Source organism: Nonomuraea helvata (assembly GCF_039535785.1).
Taxonomy (GTDB): Bacteria; Actinomycetota; Actinomycetes; order Streptosporangiales; family Streptosporangiaceae; genus Nonomuraea; species Nonomuraea helvata.
In genome coordinates this window covers 430,382-447,740 of sequence record NZ_BAAAXV010000008.1, presented here as the reverse complement: position 1 = coordinate 447,740, position 17,359 = coordinate 430,382, and the positions used below count along the sequence as shown (strand labels likewise).

The 17,359-nt window shown below is 68.9% G+C and carries 15 protein-coding genes; 2 read left to right on the top strand and 13 right to left on the bottom strand.

Annotated features, from left to right (window positions below; translation table 11 throughout):
- Positions 1-39 precede the first annotated feature (39 nt).
- From ABD830_RS29520 to ABD830_RS29475, 10 genes are all read right to left on the bottom strand, one after another.
- Complete coding sequence (locus ABD830_RS29520; protein ID WP_344994364.1) at positions 40-1,038, bottom strand: LacI family DNA-binding transcriptional regulator; 999 nt, start codon at positions 1,036-1,038, stop codon at positions 40-42.
- Positions 1,039-1,126: 88 nt separating this feature from the next.
- Positions 1,127-3,061: a glycoside hydrolase family 31 protein gene (locus ABD830_RS29515; protein ID WP_344994361.1), complete on the bottom strand. Its 1,935-nt coding sequence runs from the start codon at positions 3,059-3,061 to the stop codon at positions 1,127-1,129.
- Entirely contained in the window at positions 3,058-5,340 is a 2,283-nt protein-coding gene (locus ABD830_RS29510) for an alpha-L-arabinofuranosidase C-terminal domain-containing protein (RefSeq protein WP_344994359.1), read from the bottom strand. Before ABD830_RS29510 ends, ABD830_RS29515 begins: the two co-directional genes overlap by 4 nt.
- Positions 5,337-6,854, bottom strand: coding sequence for an alpha-N-arabinofuranosidase (locus ABD830_RS29505; RefSeq protein ID WP_344994356.1), 1,518 nt, complete (start codon positions 6,852-6,854; stop codon positions 5,337-5,339). The genes ABD830_RS29510 and ABD830_RS29505 overlap by 4 nt, the downstream gene beginning before the upstream one ends.
- On the bottom strand, positions 6,851-7,249 hold the full coding sequence (locus ABD830_RS29500) for a hypothetical protein (protein WP_344994353.1): 399 nt from the start codon (positions 7,247-7,249) through the stop codon (positions 6,851-6,853). The genes ABD830_RS29505 and ABD830_RS29500 overlap by 4 nt, the downstream gene beginning before the upstream one ends.
- Before the next feature lie 4 nt (positions 7,250-7,253).
- Positions 7,254-8,135: a carbohydrate ABC transporter permease gene (locus ABD830_RS29495; protein ID WP_344994350.1), complete on the bottom strand. Its 882-nt coding sequence runs from the start codon at positions 8,133-8,135 to the stop codon at positions 7,254-7,256.
- Positions 8,128-9,003 (bottom strand): carbohydrate ABC transporter permease, encoded by an 876-nt coding sequence (locus tag ABD830_RS29490; RefSeq protein ID WP_344994347.1) that lies wholly within the window; start codon positions 9,001-9,003, stop codon positions 8,128-8,130. The genes ABD830_RS29495 and ABD830_RS29490 overlap by 8 nt, the downstream gene beginning before the upstream one ends.
- 7 nt (positions 9,004-9,010) lie before the next feature.
- Positions 9,011-10,264, bottom strand: a complete 1,254-nt coding sequence (locus ABD830_RS29485; RefSeq protein WP_344994344.1) for an extracellular solute-binding protein — start codon at positions 10,262-10,264, stop codon at positions 9,011-9,013.
- Positions 10,265-10,519: 255 nt separating this feature from the next.
- The gene (locus ABD830_RS29480; RefSeq protein WP_344994342.1) at positions 10,520-11,485 is read right to left on the bottom strand and encodes a hypothetical protein; all 966 of its coding nucleotides are present in this window, start codon (positions 11,483-11,485) and stop codon (positions 10,520-10,522) included.
- 5 nt (positions 11,486-11,490) lie between these two features.
- Positions 11,491-12,465, bottom strand: a complete 975-nt coding sequence (locus ABD830_RS29475; protein WP_344994339.1) for a WD40 repeat domain-containing protein — start codon at positions 12,463-12,465, stop codon at positions 11,491-11,493.
- A gap of 108 nt (positions 12,466-12,573) precedes the next feature.
- Here ABD830_RS29475 and ABD830_RS29470 point away from each other — a divergent pair, with 108 nt between their 5' ends.
- A complete protein-coding gene (locus ABD830_RS29470) occupies positions 12,574-13,113 on the top strand; it encodes a hypothetical protein (RefSeq protein ID WP_344994336.1) in 540 nt (179 codons plus the stop codon).
- 17 nt (positions 13,114-13,130) lie between these two features.
- On the opposite strand, the gene ABD830_RS29465 is transcribed toward ABD830_RS29470, so the two are convergent.
- Positions 13,131-13,586: a hypothetical protein gene (locus ABD830_RS29465; RefSeq protein ID WP_344994333.1), complete on the bottom strand. Its 456-nt coding sequence runs from the start codon at positions 13,584-13,586 to the stop codon at positions 13,131-13,133.
- A gap of 566 nt (positions 13,587-14,152) precedes the next feature.
- The gene (locus ABD830_RS29460; protein ID WP_344994330.1) at positions 14,153-14,860 is read right to left on the bottom strand and encodes a sirohydrochlorin chelatase; all 708 of its coding nucleotides are present in this window, start codon (positions 14,858-14,860) and stop codon (positions 14,153-14,155) included.
- 271 nt (positions 14,861-15,131) lie between these two features.
- Between ABD830_RS29460 and ABD830_RS29455 the strand changes: the two genes are divergently transcribed.
- Positions 15,132-16,442 carry an MFS transporter gene (locus ABD830_RS29455; protein WP_344994327.1) on the top strand — a complete coding sequence of 437 codons (1,311 nt, stop codon included), beginning with the start codon at positions 15,132-15,134 and terminating at the stop codon, positions 16,440-16,442.
- Here ABD830_RS29455 and ABD830_RS29450 read toward each other — a convergent pair.
- Positions 16,390-17,322 carry an SPFH domain-containing protein gene (locus tag ABD830_RS29450; protein ID WP_344994324.1) on the bottom strand — a complete coding sequence of 311 codons (933 nt, stop codon included), beginning with the start codon at positions 17,320-17,322 and terminating at the stop codon, positions 16,390-16,392. The genes ABD830_RS29455 and ABD830_RS29450 overlap by 53 nt on opposite strands.
- Positions 17,323-17,359: the final 37 nt, after the last annotated feature.

Sequence of the window (17,359 nt, the reverse complement as noted above, 5' to 3'; positions counted from 1 at the left end):
TTCAAACGTATATTCGACTCTGGGCTCCCTGGCCACTGATCAGCGAGTTGATTCGCGGATCACGAGTGTGAAGGGAGCTATGTGTTCACCGGCCTGGCGGAGCGGGGCGTGAATGCGATTGATCAGCAGTTCGACGGCCTTCGCGGCCATCCACCGGTGGTCGGGTGCCACCGTGGACAACGACGGGACCATGAACTCCGACTCGGGGATGTCGTCGAAGCCGATGAGCCGTACGTCGTCGGGGACGCGAACACCGCGGTCGGCGAGACCGCGGAGCACCCCTTGGGCGACAGTGTCGGTCACCGCGACCACGCCGTCGATCCCGCCGCCGGAGTCGGCCAGGCGGCGGCCCGCGTCGCGGCCGGAGTCCATGGTCATCCCATCGATGGCGAAGAACAGCGCGGGATCGGCGGAGAGCCCATGTTCGGCGAGGGCGGCGAGGTAGCCCCGATAGCGGCGCGTCACCACGTTCACTCCGTCGAGACCGCTGCCGGTGACGAGCGCGATCCGGCGACATCCCCGGTCGATCAGGTGTGCGGTCGCCGCCTTCGTGCCTTCCTCGTTGGGCATGGCGACGTGGTCGAACTTCGCGCCGAAGTCCTGCTCGCCCAGCATCACGATGGGGTAGCCGGCGTCAGCCAGCCGCGGATCAGCGCGGTCGAGCTCGACCGCGCTGAGGATCAGGCCATCGAAATGGAGCGTGTGCGAATGGGCGATCGCGTCCATTTCACCGGCCGCGGCCGCGCCGGTCTGCTCGATGGAAACATGGAAGCCGTGCTGTGCTGCCTGGGCGATCACGTGGGCGGCGAGCTGGCCGAAGTACGGCCGGTCGATCTCGGGCACGGCCAGCCCGATGACGCCGGTCCGCCCGGATCTGAGGGTCCGGGCGGAGACGTTGACGCGGTAGCCCGACTGACGGATCGCCTCCATCACCCGGCGCCGGACCGGCTCGCTGACTCCGGCCCGGCCGTTGATGACGTTGGAGACCGTCATCTTCGACACCCCGGACAGCTTGGCGACGTCGCTCATGGTGACCATGCCGCTCCTCAGCTCCTGCATCCTTCGGCCGGAATCAGATCCGACCGGCTCCGACCGCGGGTCGCCGACGTCTTGAGCCTACTGCGCCTCACAGAAGGCAATCACTGCCCTCGCGGACGAACACCGGGATGCGCTCCAACGGAGTGGCGGCCTCGATGGTGCCGCTGTCGTAGACGTCACCGGTGGCGAGCTCCACCCAGCGCGTGCCCTGGGGCAGGTAGACGCTCCGACCGGCCGCCGCGGGGGCCAGCACGGGCGCGACCAGCAGGTCCGGGCCGAGCATGAACTGGTCGTCCACGGCCCAGGCCCGTTCGTCGCCGGGGAAGTCGAACAGCAGCGGGCGCAGCACAGGCTCGCCCCGCTCGTGCGCGGCCTCGGCGAGCCTCATCAGGTACGGCTTGAGCCGTTCGCGCAGGAACAGGTGCTCGCGGAAGATCTGGTAGGCGCGCTCGCCGTAGGACCAGACCTCGTTGTCCGCTCCGGTCTGCCCGGCGGTGAACGGACCGGACGGTTCGCGTACCCCATGCAGGCGCATGATCGGGCAGAACGTACCGAACTGGAACCAGCGGATCATCAGCTCCCGGTACTCCTCCGAGGAGGGATCGCCGCCGTGGAAGCCGCCGATGTCGCTGTTCCACCAGGGGATGCCGCTGAGTGCGACGTTCAGACCGGTGCGGACCTGAGTGGCCAACGCGTCCCAGGTGGGCCGGATGTCTCCCGACCACAGGGCCACGCCGTACCGCTGGCTGCCCGCCCAGCACGAGCGGACGAGTGAGAGCGGCCGCGCGACTCCCGCCTCGGTCAGGCCGTCGTGGAGGCCGCGGGCGTGGTAGTGGCCGTACATGTTGCCGACCTGCCGTCCCGGGCCGGCCCCGTACAGCGCCTGCTCCGCCCTGCGCGGGGTCAGATCGGGCTCGCAGGCGTCCAGCCAGAACGCCTCCACGCCCAGGTCGAAGTAGTGCTCACGGAGTTCCCGCCAGAGCTTGCGCCGGGCGTCGGGGACGGTCGCGTCGTAGTAGGCCGAGGGTACGAAGCTCTCGCCCCGTCCCTTGGCCGGCCAGTCCTGGGTGAGCAGGCCACCCTCCACGCTGCTCACCAGGTGCCCGGCCGCGCGCATCTCGGGGTAGTTGTCGCTGTCGGCTTCCACGGTCGGCCAGACCGACACCACCAGCTTGACGCCGAGCTGGTCGAGCTCCTTGACCATCGCCTGCGGATCGGGCCAGAACTCCGGGTCGAAGCTCCAGTCCCCCATGCGCTCCCAGTGGAAGTAGTCGGCGACGATCGCCGAAAGCGGCAGGCCCAGCTCCTTGTGGCGTCTGGCCACGGCGAGGAGTTCGGCTTGTGTGCGATAGCGCAGCTTGCTCTGCCAGAACCCGGCCGCCCAATCCGGAATGAGGGGGGCGTGGCCCGTGGCGTCGGCATAGCTCGCCATGATCTGGGCCGGCGATTCGCCGGCCGTGATCCAGTAGTCGATCTGATGGGCGGAGTCAGCCACCCAGCGGGTGGCGTCGTGTGCCAGTTCCACCCTGCCCATCGCGGGGTTGTTCCACAGCAGCCCGTATCCGCGGGAGGAGAACAGGAACGGGATGGTCGTGGTGGTGTTGCGCTGGACGAGGTCGAGCACGCAGCCCTTCTGGTCCAGCAGGCCGTGCTGGTGCTGGCCCAGACCGTAGATGCGTTCGTCGTCGTAGGCGCGGAAGTGCTGCTCGATGCGGTAGCCGCCGTCTCCGAGCGGAGCGTGCACGCGCGGCCCCTGATGCCAGACGTAGGGCTGCTTGTCGGCGAGCAGTTCCCTGCCGGTCTCGGTGTGGAAGAAGCGGAGGCGCCCGGCCTCCGCCTCGGCGGTGATCCGGCCGTTCACCATGGTGCTCCCCCGCTGCTGTGGGCGGGCCCCGGCGGGTGGAGTGGTGAGCGCGCCGGGCAGGTCGTGCCTGATCGCGTGCGGTGCGGAGCGGACCCGGAAGGCGTGCGGGCCCCACGGTTCGACGTGCAGGATCTCCTGCGGACCGGTTTCGATGATCAAGGAATGCTCCTGACGACAGCAGTGACGAATGACCAGGGCGGCAGGTCCACGGTGTCGCCGCCGGTCGTGATGACGACCGGTGCCACGGGTGATGCGGTGAAGGGTTGTCCTTCGTCGGGGTTCGCACCGGCGAGCGTCGTCACCGTGGCGACCGTCTGCTCGAGCGGTTCGGCGAGTCGGATCGTCGCCACGCGGGCGGTGGGATGGGCGTTCACCACACGGATCACGTACTCGGTGGTCCCGTCGGCCGCCGTCCGCGAAGCCGCGCCGGCGACCACCCGGTGCTCGGGCCGCAGGTCCTGTTCGTAGTCGTGCCGCAGTTCGCCGTCGATCCACACGCGTACGCGCGCACCGTCCAGGCGTACTCTGACGCGCACCGGGATGCCCGTGCGCACGCCGTGCCAGTGCAGCGGCCCGTGATCGTCGTTGGTGATGCCGTCGTCGCCGCGTATCACGAGGGTGGATCTGTTCTGCCAGGCTCCGACGTGGACCTGCAGGTAGCTGTCACCGCCGAGTTCGACGACGAACCCCTCGTCGCCCGCCCGTCTGGTGGCGGTGAGCTCGAGGGTGGCCGCGGCGGGGTCGATGCCGCCGAGCTCCACGGGTTCTCCGCCCGGGTCGGTGGTCACAGGATGCCGTACGAGGCCGTCGAGCACGATGTCGGCGTAGTCGACGCTCGCGCCCTGCGACATCAGCCGTACCGAGCCGGTCTCCGGCAGCGTCACGGGCTCCGGTTCGACGCCGCCGAGCGTGACGGGGTGGAGCCTGGTCCCCCGTTCACGGGAGAACATGCCCTGGACGTGGTAGGAGGCCGAGGGCAACACCTCGGTGGCGGTGAAGTAGATCAGATCGGGGGTCCACTGAGCGTGCCCGACCCGGGCCAGGAGGGGTGCGTAGGAGGCCAGCCGCACCACGCCGGGGTTTCGCTCCAGGCCGATCATGTAGGCGGCCTCGGCCAGGGCGGAGCGCAGGGTGTTGCTGCGCGCGGCGTACTCCCCGAGGTAGACCTGAGGGCCGGGCTCGTAGGTGCGGTAACGGTCGACGTTCTGGTGGAACCAGCGCGGGTTGCGGTAGCCGTGCTCATCGACCATGGCAGTGCCGCGGGCGCGGGCGAACGCCCAACCGGCCTCGAAGTCGGGGCCGAAGGGCTGGGGCCCGACCGTGCCGATCACGCAGATCTCCGGATGGCGGCCGCGTACGGCGTCCTCGATGCGTGCGTAGCGGTCGCGGAAATCGTCGGTGATCTCGTCCTCGTTGCCCAGCCCAAGGTAGCGCAGCCTGAACGGTTCCGGATGGCCGAGCGCGGCACGGCGCGCGCCCCACAGGGTGTCCGCCGACCCGTTCGCGAACTCGATGAGGTCGAGTACGTCCTGGATGTAGGCGTCCATGGCGTCGTCGGCGATCGCCTGAGCGCCGCCCGGGTAGTTCTGGCAGCACACTCCGGCCGCGACCACCGGGAGCGGCGTGGCTCCGGTGGCCTGGCACAGCTCGAAGTACTCCAGGTAGCCGATCTGCCGGGACTGGTGGTAGCCCCACGAGTTGGGGATCTGGGCCCGCTCGTGGCGCGGCCCGATCGTGGTCTTCCAGTGGTAGATGTTGTCCAGGCCGAGCCCGTGCGCGACGCAGCCGCCGGGGAAGCGGATGAAGCTCGGCGACAGGTCCTTCAGCGCCTGGAGCAGGTCGGGCCGGAAGGTCAGCGGCTCACCGCCTGGGCCGGTCGGCCGCAGTGAGACATGATCGAGGTCGACGACGAGTCCCGCCGGGATCTCGATGTGCAGCCGGCCCCGGCCGTCGGCGACCGCGGTGAGGGTCGTCTCGCAGCGGTGCCAGCCGCCGGCCGGCACCATGACCTGTGCGCGGGCAAGGCTGCCGCCGTTCGAGCCGATGGTGACCGTCAGGCGCGCCGGTTCCGCTCCGGCGCGGGCGAAGAACGAGAGCAGGAAGCCCTGCCCGTCGCTGGTGCCCGTGCCGTCCCATCCTTCGTTGACCAGGGTCACGGGCCCGGTCAGGCGCAGGTAGTGCGCGTTGTTCGGATGGATCGGGGCATCGGTGCGGACCTCTACCCGATCCGCGACATCGGCACTCCACGCGGTCAGCGCGTCCCAGCCGTCCCGGTCGGCGGCGTTGAACTCGAAGTCGCCGTTGCGGAGGCATTCGGCGTTCAGGCCTCCGTCGAGCGCGTCGTTGAGGTCCTCGATGAACAGTCCCCACAGGTCCGGGGCGACCTCGACGCCCTGCTGGGCCCCGACGTCGATGGTGATGCGTTCGTGCGCGGTCATGCGAGGCGCCCCTCCACGGTGACGAAGGAGTGTGCCGGCAGGTGGACCCGAAGCCCGGAGGCGGTGGGCGTGACCTGCTGGTGGGAGCGGGGCGCGACGGCGTCGGGCGCCTCGGGCGTGTTGTGGGTCTGCGGCTTGTCGGCGGTCAGGATGCGGGCGCGGACGTCGGCCACCGCGCCGCCACGCAGGTCCAGGTCCACGTCGACCGGCTCGGCCGCGTCCAGGTTGGACAGCGAGACGAGCACACGCCCGTCCTTGCGGCTGGCCGAGACCGAGACGGTCTGCAACGTCTCACGGGTGGGCACCCCCGCGGGGAGGTCGACCCGCAGCGAGGCCGCGTCCTGGTGACCCTTGTTCATCTCGAACACGTGGTACGTCGGCGTCAGCACGAGCGCGCCCGAGTCGGGATCGGTGAGGATCATGGCCTGGAGCACGTTCACCGTCTGGGCGATGTTGGCCATCACCAGCCGGTCGGCGTGCCGGTGGAAGATGTCGAAATGCACGCCGGCCACCAGCGCGTCACGCAGGGTGTTCTGCTGGTAGAGGAAGCCGGGATTGGTGCCGGGCTCGACGTTCCACCACGTGCCCCACTCATCCACGACCAGGCCCACGTTCTTGCCCGGGTCGTAGCAGTCCATCACGTTGGAATGGCGGGTGATCAGCTCGTCGATCCGCGCGGCCTGGACCAGCGTCCGGTAGTAGTCCCCGGTGTCGAACACCGTCGCGTCGCCCTTGTCCTGCCAGGTACCCGGGATCGTGTAGTAGTGCAGCGAGAGCGCCTGGTAGAAGGGCTGGGGCCGGTAGGCGCAGCCCAGGTCGCCGAGCTGCTTCATCAGCGTCTCGGTCCAGGCATAGTCATCGGAGTTCGCCCCGGCGGCGATGCGGTACAACTTGTTCTCACCGTGATCACGGCAGTACGTGCCGAACCGGCGCGCCTCATGAGCGTACTGCCCGGCGGTCATGTGCCCGCCACAGCCCCACGCCTCGTTGCCCAGCCCCCAAAAACGCACCCGCCACGGCTCGTCCCGCCCATGGGCCTTACGCAGCCGCACCATCGGCGAGTCACCCTCACGGGTGAGGTACTCCACCCAGTCGCTCATCTCCCTGACCGTGCCGGACCCGACATTGCCGCTGATGTACGGCTCAGCGCCGAGCAACTCGCACAGGGCCATGAACTCGTGCGTCCCGAAGTGGTTGTTCTCCTCGACGTTGCCCCAGTGCGTGTTCACCATCGCCGGACGCCGATCCTTCGGCCCCACCCCGTCCATCCAGTGGTACTCATCAGCGAAACAACCACCCGGCCAGCGCAGATTCGGGATGTTCAGCGCGCGCAACGCCTCCACCACATCCAGCCGGATCCCGCCCGCGTTCGGGATGTCACTGTCCTCGCCCACGTAGAACCCGCCATAGACGCACCGGCCCAGATGCTCGGCGAAATGACCGTACAGATGCCGACTGATCAACGGACCCTCGACATCGACATTGACGATGGCGGGCACGACATTGTTGCTCATCTGTGAATACCTTGCGTTCGATGGAAGGAACCGGCCTTGCGCAGCGCCCTGCTCCTGGCCGCGTACACCGCGCAGACGACCGAGAACAGCAGGCAGCCGACGACATCGCGGGTCAGCAGCGCCCCGACCGCGCACGCGCCTGCCCACCACAGGACGGCCGCGCCGGGCCGGGTGCCGATCCGCCAGGCCAGCCAGCCGGTGACGAGCGCCACGAGCAGCAGGACCAGGCCGTAGACGCCAACCACGGCGGAGGCGCCGGCGATCAGACTCTCGCCTGCGGAACCGGCCGCCACCTGCTCGAACCACATCCGGTAGGGGAACAGCGTGACGAGCGCGAGGAGGCCGGTCCAGACGGCTGCGGCCACCAGGAGCCGCCGTTCGAGTCGCCGTTGCACGGATCTATCCCTTCAGACCGGCGTTGAGGTTCAGGGAGCTGAGGAAATAACGCTGCGCCGCCAGGAACAGGACCGTGGTGGGGATCATCGCCAGCACGGCGCTGGCCATGAGCTGCCCCAGCTTGGAGTAGTCGCCGAACATGTTCTGCAACAGCAGCAGCCCGGCGGTGATGGGCATCCGCTCGATGTCGTTGAACACGATCGTGGGCCACAGGAAGTCGTTCCACGAGCCGGTGAACGAGAACAGGAAGACGACGATGAGGACCGGGCGGATACTCGGCAGGATGACCTGGGCGAAGATCCGGAAATCACCTGCCCCGTCGACGCGGGCGGCCTCGTCCAGCTCACGGGGCACACCCGCCATGAAACTGCGTACGAGGAAGACGTTCGCCACACCCGCCAGACCGGGGATGATCATGGCGAGCGGCGAGTTGACCCACCCCAGAGTCTGCACGATCTTGTACGAGGGGATGAGGTTGACGACACTGGGGAACAGGGATATCCCCAGCAGCGTCAGGAACAGAGCGTCCCTGCCGGGGAAGCGCATCCGGGTGTAGCCGTAGCCGGCGAGGGCGACCACGACCACGGTGAGCGCGGCGTGCGAGGTGGAGATGACCAGAGAGTTCACGAACCACTGGAGCACCGGATAGCTGGAGGCGCCCTCGACGAGCGTCACGTAGTTCTCCGCGACCCAGTGCGCCGGCAGCAGGCTGAAGCCCGAGTAGGCGATCTCGGTCGCCGACTTGAACGACGTCGCGATCGAGTACGCGATGGGAAGCAGCCATACCAGGGCGAGCGTGGCCAGCGCGACGTAGCAGATGATCAAACTCGTCCGCCGCCGCAGGCGTCCGCCGTCGCCCGGCGGCACTGTCGTCGACTCAGCCACGGATCCCCCTGTGCATCACGGAGAACTGAACCGCCGAGATGAGCATCAGCACCACTCCGAGCAGCATGGACATGGCGGCGGCCATCCCGGCGATGGACGCTCCCGTACCGAAGGCGAGGTCGCGAATGTTCATCATCAGGACCTTGGTGCTGCTGTTCGGCCCGCCCTTGGTGAGCATCATGGGCTGACCGAACACGTTGAAGCTGCCGACGGTCGTGAGGACCATGGTGTAGAGCAGGGGGAACCGGATCGAGGGCAACGTCACGCTGAGGAAGCGCCGCACCGTGCCCGCGCCGTCGATCTGCGCGGCTTCGTGAAGCTCGCGCGGTACCGCGGAGATCGCCGATCGGTAGATCACGAGGTTGCCGCCGATGCCGGCCCACACGGTCAGGACGAAGATCGTCAGCCAGGCCCACGGCTGTGTCGTGATGAAGCTGATGTCGGTGCCCAGGAGGTTGTTGAGCGGTCCGAGTTCGCGGTTGAACATCAGGACCCAGGCGATCGCGCCGGCCGAGACCGAGATCAGTCCGGGGATGTAGAAGACGCCTTGGAAGAATCCCGCGCCCTTGAGGTCCTTGCGCGACAGCCCGGCGGCCAGCAGCAGCGGGATCACGATCAGCAGCGGCACGGAGACGGCGACGAAGATCAGCGTGTTGACCAGGCCGTTGACGAACTGGTCGTGGAACACCGACTCGGTGTCGAACAGAATCTCGTGGAAGTTGTCCAGGCCGACGAACTGGGGGTCGCCCAGGAGGTTCCACCGGGTGAAGCCGATGTAGAGGCCGTACACGCCGGGAAGGAGACCGAACACGGCGAACAGCACCAGGTGCGGGCCGATGAAGGGCGCCGCGCGAAGGGCACGTCTCATCGCCGGGTCAGTCACGCTTCGTTCCCGCGGCGTCGGCTTCGGCGATCTTCGCTTCGATCTCCTTCTGCATCGTCTCCAGCCCTTGGGCGACCGGGACGCGGCCCCAGACGATGTCCTTGCTGTGGTTCCACAGCGCACCCGAGATGAAGCCGGCGTGCGGCGTGGCGTCGATCTTCAGCATCGACTGCTGTTCGGAGGTGGCGGTGAGGAAGGACTGCGGGTACTTGGCGTACTCGGGGCTCTCGAAGACCTGGCGGCTGGCCGGGATCTGGCCCGAGTCGGCCCACTTCAGGGAGTTCTTGCGCACGAACTCGACGAACGCCGCCACCGCCTTGTCGCGCTCCTTGCCGCGGCTGCCGTCCTTGAGCTGGACGAACTGGTGGGAGCCGAGGACGTTGACCGGCTTGTCGGGCGACATCTGAAGAGCGTTCGTGAGCCCGAAGTTCAGGCCCTTGATGGCGCGGTGGCCGCTGAGCCCCCAGGTGCCGTCGGGCAGGAAGAGGGCCTTCCCACTGTTGAACACCTGCATCGAGTCCGAGTCCTCGGGCGCGATGAGCCCATCCTTCTGAAGCTGTACCAGCTTGCTGTAAACAGTGGTGAACTGCGGAGAGGTCATCTCGACCTTGCCGGGCTGAGGTTCGGCGCTGCCGCCCAGGTTACGCACGCCGGCGTCCACCACGCCGGGGATGAACAGCCCGGCGAACGCGTAGGTATCCGGAGGAAGCTTGCCCTTGAGGGTGGCGAGCTCGTCGAGCGTGACCACCTTGTCGTCGAGGAAGCCTTCGGCGCCGTACTTGGCGACCAGGTCCTTGTTGTAGTACATGATCACGCCGTGGAGGTCGAGCGGGATGCCGTACGACTTGCCGCCGACCGTGCCGGCGTCCCACGCCGTCTCCTGATAGTTGTCCCGCTTGAGCTGGGGCTGGGCAGCCGTGAGAGTTTCGTCCGTCGTCAGGACTCCAGCGCCCGCGAACTCCGGGATGCGCGCGGCGTGCATGATCATCACGTCGGGGATGTCGTCCTCGGCGTTCACCACGCTGTAGACCTTCGTGTACAGGTCGGCTTCGGCCATGGGCTGGAAGGTGACCGGGTACTGGGGCTTGGTGGCGTTGTAGTCCTGGACGATCTGGCGCATGTAGGCGCCGTCGTCGCCGGTGAGCGGGTTCCAGAAGGTCAGCGTGTTGCTCTCACTCGAAGAGCAGCCGGTGAGCAGCGCGGCGACCATGGCAGCGGCCGCGAACACCTTGGGAGTTCGTCTCATTGCGTGTTCTCGCTTCGATGGGGACCTGGCGACGTGGGGGAGTGAGGCGCATCACTGTATCGATCCATGTATCGATAAAGTGAGGTAACTTTATCGATACATTCTGATCTGTCAAGAGGCTCCGACCAGTTCACGGCCCGCAGAGGAAGCATCGGCCAGGTCCCGCCGGTTTCGCCGTGGTCACGCAGGACCCGCGAAACGAATGCCGGTACGGCGGGGCTCCCCGGGCCCCCGCCGTACCGGCAGGAGAGGCGGTCAGCCGCCGCACGCGGCGAAGACGAACGTGTCCTTGAGCGTCGTGTACTTGTCCCTGACCTTGACCGCGCCCGTCTCGGTGTCGATCTGGACGATCGTCATCCGGTCGCCACCGGACAGCATGTGGAGGGTCACCTGGGTGTCGCCGGTCCAGTCGACCATGTCGACGTCCGCGTCCGGGAGCTTGATCTTCTTGCGGCTGGTGACCTGGTCGGTCTGCAGGTCGTACAGGACGAGCTGCGGCTTGCTCCCCTGCACGACGTTCGCGACCGTGCGGCCGTCGGCGGACAGCGCCTGCGGCCCGTTCGACGCGACGACCTGCGGCGGCGCGACCCGTACGGCCTCCTCGCCCGTGTCGCTGTAGACCGCCAGCTCGGTGACGGACTCGTCGCCGTCGACGGTGGTGAGGAGCTCGTCCCCGTCGAAGCTGAAGCCCAGCACCGATCGGTCGGCCGGCACGGTGCCGAGCCGGGCACCGGTGCCCGTGTCGAACACGCGCGTGCTCGCCGGCTTGTCGCCGCCGATGATCGCGGCCAGCCGGCCGCCGTCGTCGGACAGGAGCAGGGTCACGTCGTTCTGGGCCACGCGGGGCAGCGCGTTCTTGGCGAACACCTTGACGCCGCCGCCGAGCGTCCGCACGGCCAGACTGCCGGTCTTGGTGAAGTACGCGATCCGCCGGCCGTTCCCGCTGACCGCGATGGGCGCCGGGGAGTAGCGGACCGACTTGCCCTTCGCGTCGAGGGCGACCCCCTGGGCGTCATGCAGGACGCTCTTCTCGCCGCTGTGCATGACGAGCCGCCAGTCGCCGCACGGCCTGTCCCCGCCCTTGGACGTGCACTTCTTGATGGAGGCGTACCGGATGCTGTCGTGCCCCTGATGAAAGTCCGCGTGCGGCCCAGCGTACGCGACGCCGGGGGCCGCGACCAGGCCGGCGGCCACGAGGACCGCGATGATCTTCACTCTCATGTCGTTCACTTCCCCGCTTCGACGTGCTCGAACTTGGTGTTGCTGATCGTGTATGCGTCGGTCTGCGTGGCCTTGCCGGACTGAGGATCGACGGTGAGCACCCGTACCACCGCCGCCTCCCCGTCGTCGCCGCGCCGCACCGTCGCGCGGATCCGGCCATCCGGCCCCCACCAGGCCGTCTCCGCCTCCGTGTCCGGCGTGAGCGGCAGGTCGGCCCCCGCCGACAGCTCGCCGCTCTCCAGGTCGTACGTCCGCACCCTCGGCGGCTTCTTTCTGTCGGCGTTGCCCGCGATGAACGCGGCCACCGTCCGGCCGTCGGGGGCCAGGGCCAGGGCCTCCGCGCCGTAGACGACCTGGGGCGGCGTCCGCTTGATCGAGCCGCCGCCGAGCCGGTACGCGGCCAGCCGCGTGGTGTTGTCGCTCAGGTCGCGGCTGGTCAGCACCTCGTCGCCGTCACCGCTGAACCCGAGCATCGAGTCCCCGAGTGGCAGGGTCGTGGTCTGGCCGGTGGCGACAGTGATCACCTTGATGGGCCGGCTCACGGGCTCGTTCCCGTAGTCGATCATCACTCTGTCGCCCTTGGGCGACAGCATGACGCTGAGGTTGACAGCGCCCGCCGACTTCGGCAGCAGCTTGGCCGGGCCGCCGGTGACCGGCTGGACGACCAGGCGGTGGTCGCGGGCGCGCTGGTAGGCCAGCACGCGGCCGTCGGCGCTGATCGCGAACGCGGCCGTCTCGTCCTTGGCACCGACCTTGCTGCCGGCCGCGTCGCGCACGACGACCTGCCTGCCGTCCCGCATGACCAGCTTCCAGTGGCCGCAGGGGTAGTCGGTGTCGTCCTTCTTGTCGTGGCAGGACTTGATCCAGGCGGCGCGGGCCGCCGGTGTCCCTGCCTGGGCGTGGGCGGCGCCGGGTGTGAGCCCCAGCCCGCCGATGACCGCCGACGCCAGCAGCGCCGCGGTCACTGAGGGGTGCCTCATGGTTGGGATCCTTTCGCTCAACCCGTTAGACACCCACCTGATGTGCGCGGTTGGTCACAGATCAGCCACGTTCGAACGGAGAGCGCGGGGTGTTCATAATGTGCCACCGTGAGGATCATCCAGCGCCTCGGTGTGGTGGCGGCTTGCCTCGGGGGGCTGACCACGTCCTCCGTGCAGGCGCAGTGGGAGCCGGTGGAACCGCCGGAACTGGAGGCTCCTTCGGAGTGGGCCGGTCTCCTGGCCCTCGGCCCGCGCGACGTGTGGGCGGCCGGTTCTGAGGACGGCCCCGACGGCTTCTCCTGGTCGTACGAACCCGGCGCCAAGAACGCGGGTCGGCCCGTCCTCCAGCGTTGGGACGGCACCGCGTGGCGGCGGACGGAACTACCGGATTGGCACGGTGAGCTGCACGCGGTCACCGCCCTGGGCAAGGACGACGTGTGGGTGGCGGGCGTCGACGCCGAGCTCCAGCCCGGGCGGGTCATGATGCTGCACTACGACGGGCGGAGCTGGACGAGGGAGTTTCTGAGATCGGCGGGCACGGTGCACAAGCTCAACCTGGCCCGCGTCCCCGGAACATCGCAGCTGTGGCTCACCAACTCCCGTGGGCCAGGCTACAGCGACAAGCCTGTCGTCTTCCGCCGCCGCTGAGGGAGGAGCCAGGTCGGCTACAGGTACGACCTGGTCGCGGTCACCAGCTCGGGTGTGACGTCGCCGGTGTCGATGGTGACGGCGGACTCGGGGGTGCGCTCGCGTACGTCCTGGTCGCGGATGGCGAACACGGCCGGGACCACCCCCACGTCGCCGTAGCGGCCCGCCACGGCCTCGCCGATCGCCCGCCGCACGTCGCGGACCACGTCGTGCGAGGTGTGACCGGGACCGGAGGCGGCGAGGTAGCCCAGCATCCCCGCGAAACGCAGCTCCGTCTCGGCCGCCGGACGCTGCTCCGGCAGCACGGGGCGGTCGAGCCAGAACACCTTGCCCACCAGGAACGCCTCGTAGCCGGCCCCCTCGCGGCCCAGCACGCGCGCGCTCTCGGCGAGCAGCTCCCCGAACTCGGCCAGCTCCGCCTGGGGCGGCAGGTCCGTGGTGACGAACAGGGGCACGATCAGCGCGTCGAGCATTGGACTCATCCCTCCGTGAGGTGCCTCATGGTAGGACGTCCCACCGACAATCCCGGTCCGCGCCACACCCGCCGTCCGTGGCCGGGCATTCGTCTAACGCGCGACCCACTCGTCTTCCGGCGCCGAGTGCACGATCGGGTCGCGCCACCCCTGCGGTGTGTGCACGTGGTGCCGGATCCGGCCCTCCTCCACCATCCCGGCGGTCAGCATGGCGAGCTGGGCAGGCAGGTTGGCCGGGGAGCGGGCGCCCCAGACGCGGTGCAGCCCGAGCCCCTTGAACCCGAACGACAGGATTGACCTGCACCCCGCCGTGAACGGCGAGGATTCCCGTCCCGCCTGCGGCGGGAACTCTCGGCGCGGACGCCGCGAATTGTGGAACGGGGTGCTTGACGTTTCACAGACCCGACCACCGTCTGGAGGTCTCCACGCCCTGAGACGACCGGCCCGGCCGCCTTGTAATTGCGTTCCGTACAGGCTTGATTATCGCCCGTGTTCAAAATAGCAAAGGCCCCGGGACCGCGCTACACGCTCCGGTAACGCGATTCCCGTGATCCCTACAACCCTTGTCAAGTGGCAAGTTGACTACCGTAAGCCCGCGCGACAAGTTCGGCGACGGCGCTGTGAGAGCCGAGCGGTTCGGCGTGCCCGGCGCTGATCGCCGCGGCGGCCTGCGCGACGATGTCCGCCGGGGCCTCGTGTCCGATCAAGCAGGGCGCGATGGCCAGCCGTTCGGCGCCCGCCGCGCGCAGCCGCTGGGCCGCCATGGCGACGCCCGGCTCGCTGTCGAGGGAGGCCGACACGACGGGCAGCGTAAGCCTGGAGGCCAGCAGCACCGCCGTGGCCTGCACGGCGTGCACCGCGCGCTCCCCGCCGACCGTGGCGAGGATGACGGCGTCGACGGGGCTGGAGACGTTCAGCAGGCGGACGCGGTCGACCCTGGCCAGGCCGCGCTCCGCGAGCCTGATGTGCAGGGCCTCGGCCAGCAGCGGGTGCGGGCCGAGCGCCTCGGTGACGACGGCGCCGGTGCCGGCGGCCGCCACGGCCTTGCCGATCTCGGCCAGGACGACGGGGTCGTCCCAGGTGAGCAGGGGCACGATGACGGCGTCGCGGCCGGTGGGCAGGGAGTCCGCCAGGTTGGTCACGCTCGCCAGCCGGACCTCGATCTGCGGGTTGTCGACGCGTACGACAGCCGCGATCTCCTCGGCCACGCCGGCCGTGTCGCCCGGGGTGGCGAGCACGAGCACAGGGGCGTCCGGCGGCAGGGACGTAGGCACGGGACGGCGGTGGCGGCCGCCGCCCGGCCGGGGGGAACGTTCACGTACAGGCAGGCTCACAGGCGCGCAGTTTATGCCTATTCGGGGGCTGTTGTTCTGGGAATAGATGGCGATTCCGTCACAACGCCGGCGGTGTGAACGAGATCACATCGTGATCCCTCAAAACGTTGACTTATCCGTACAAAACGGAAGGCTTGGAGCAACTAGAAACGCGTTCTAGAGCGACATCCCGCCCGACACAGTCCGAGGACCGTACGCCGGAGGATGGGGAATGAAGCCGTTCTATGTCCGCGAGCTCAACGTCTACCCGGTCGGCGGCCGCCGGATCTTCCTGCTGGCGACAGCGGTGCTGGCCAGCCTGGTGGCTAACTTCGAGACCACCGTCGCCACCATCCTGCCGCTCCTCATGGACGACCTGAGGATGTCGCTCACCGAGTACGGGCAGATCGCGGCGCTGTCGGTGCTGATCGGCGGGATCTCGGCCGGGTTCGGCGGCATCCTGTCCGACCGGTGGGGCCGGGTGGCGATCCTGGTGCCGACCCTGACCGTCACCGCCGCCTGCAACTTCCTGCTCGCCACCGTGGACAGCGTGGCCGGGCTGTTCTGGGTCCGCTGCCTGATGCTGTTCATCGAGGGGGCGGGCATCACGATCACCGCGTCGCTGGTGCGGGACTTCTCGCCGCGCATGGGGCGGGCGCAGGCGTTCGCGTTCTGGACGTGGGGGCCGGTCGGGGCGTCGTTCCTGGCCTCGTTCATCGCGGGGTTCACGCTGCCGCTGTTCGGCAACGCGTGGCAGTCGCAGGCGATCATCATGGGCTTCCTGTCGCTGGCGATGTGCGCGGTCGTCATCTGGCAGATCGCCGAGCCGTCGGCGGCGCTGCGGGCGCAGGTGCTGCAGGCCGAGCAGGCCGTGCAGGCCGAGGGGCACACCCCCCACGGACGGCTGAGAGAGCTGTTCAGGCACCCGCACCTGTGGGCGCACGTCTTCGGCAACACCGGCTGGCAGGTGCTCTACTGGACGTTCGCCATCTTCGGCCAGACCATCCTGACCACCGCGTTCGGCATGGACGCGGCCGCGGCCAACCGCGTCGTGGCGCTGGGCATCGTGCTCAACGCCCTGGCCGTGGTGGTCGTCGGCCGGATCTCCGACCGGATCCAGCTGCGCAAGCCGTTCACCGCCGCCGGCACGGTCCTGACCGTCGCGGCGCTGGCGTACTTCGTCGCCATCGTCGGCCCCGGCGTGCCGGCGGCGCAGGTCACGATCGTGTACGCGCTGCTCTACCTGTTCATGGGCATCGCGTACGTGCCCTGGATGGCCAACTTCTCCGAGGACGCCGAGGACGTCGAGTCCCGCCTGCAGGGCTCCGCGCTGGGCATCTGGGGCATGGTCGTCCGCGTCATGATCGTGGTCCTGCTGGTGGTCTCCCCCGTCGTGGTGAAGGCCGGCGGCTGGCAGACGTGGCTGACCGTGGCGCTCGCCGGCCAGGTCGTGTTCCTGATCTCGATGGCCGCCTTCAGAGGCAGGTGGTCTACCGGGCCGGCACCACGACCGACTGCGGATTACCCGGGGCGTACACCGTGATGCCCTGCGGCAGCGACTTGAGCTTCTCGATCTCGGCGCAGGCGGGGCACTTGTCGTAGCCCTCCTGTCTCGCCCGGTTCGCCTCCGCCTCTGCCTTGGCCTGGGCGACCTTCGCCTGGGCCTCGGAGACGGCCGCCGAGGCGGCCAGCGAGCGGTCCACGGCCTGCTGCACCTCGCCCGGCAGCGTCACCTTGACCAGCGTGAAGCGCAGCCCGGTGAAGAAGTCGCCGCCCAGCGTCGCCGGCAGGTCGCGGGCCAGGGAGGCGTTGACCGCGTCCTGGACCTTGACGATGGTGGTGTTGCTGTCCTGCGGCTTGAGCGCGGCGCTCTCCAGCAGCGAGCACGACGGCACCAGCTCCGCGCAGCGCATGGCGCCGATCTGACCGCGCAGCGCGTTGTCGATCACGGGCCGGACGGCCTGGCCGAAGAAGGCCGACCAGCCGTCGTCGCCGTCCCACGGGTAGAGCGAGCGGTCGTCCTGCGTGCGGAAGGTACGGGTGCCGTACTTGTCGTCGAACGTCTTCAGCGTCGCGTGGTCCCGGTTGAGCGTGAAGTAGAGGGTGCCTTCGATGCCGAGGTTCACGCCGTCGCTGCTCGGCACCGTCACCACGTCCACGCCGAGTCTCGTGGCGCGCTTGGCGTCGGCGGTGATCGTGTAGAAGCGCTGCTGCGCCGGGTAGAGGTGGGTGGACGACCACATGCCGGTCCAGGTCAGGCCCGAACCGGGGTCGATCACCTGGCGTACCCTGTTGTCGTCGAGGGGGCCGCCGTCGCGAATGACGGCCACCTCGCCGCCGCCCGTGCTCTCCAGGCCCCCCACGCCCCCGATGAGCAGGGGGACGGCGATGAGCGCGGCGATGATGATCAGGGTGATTCTCATCCGGGCCCTTCCGCGCGGGCGGCGGAGGCAGCCGCCG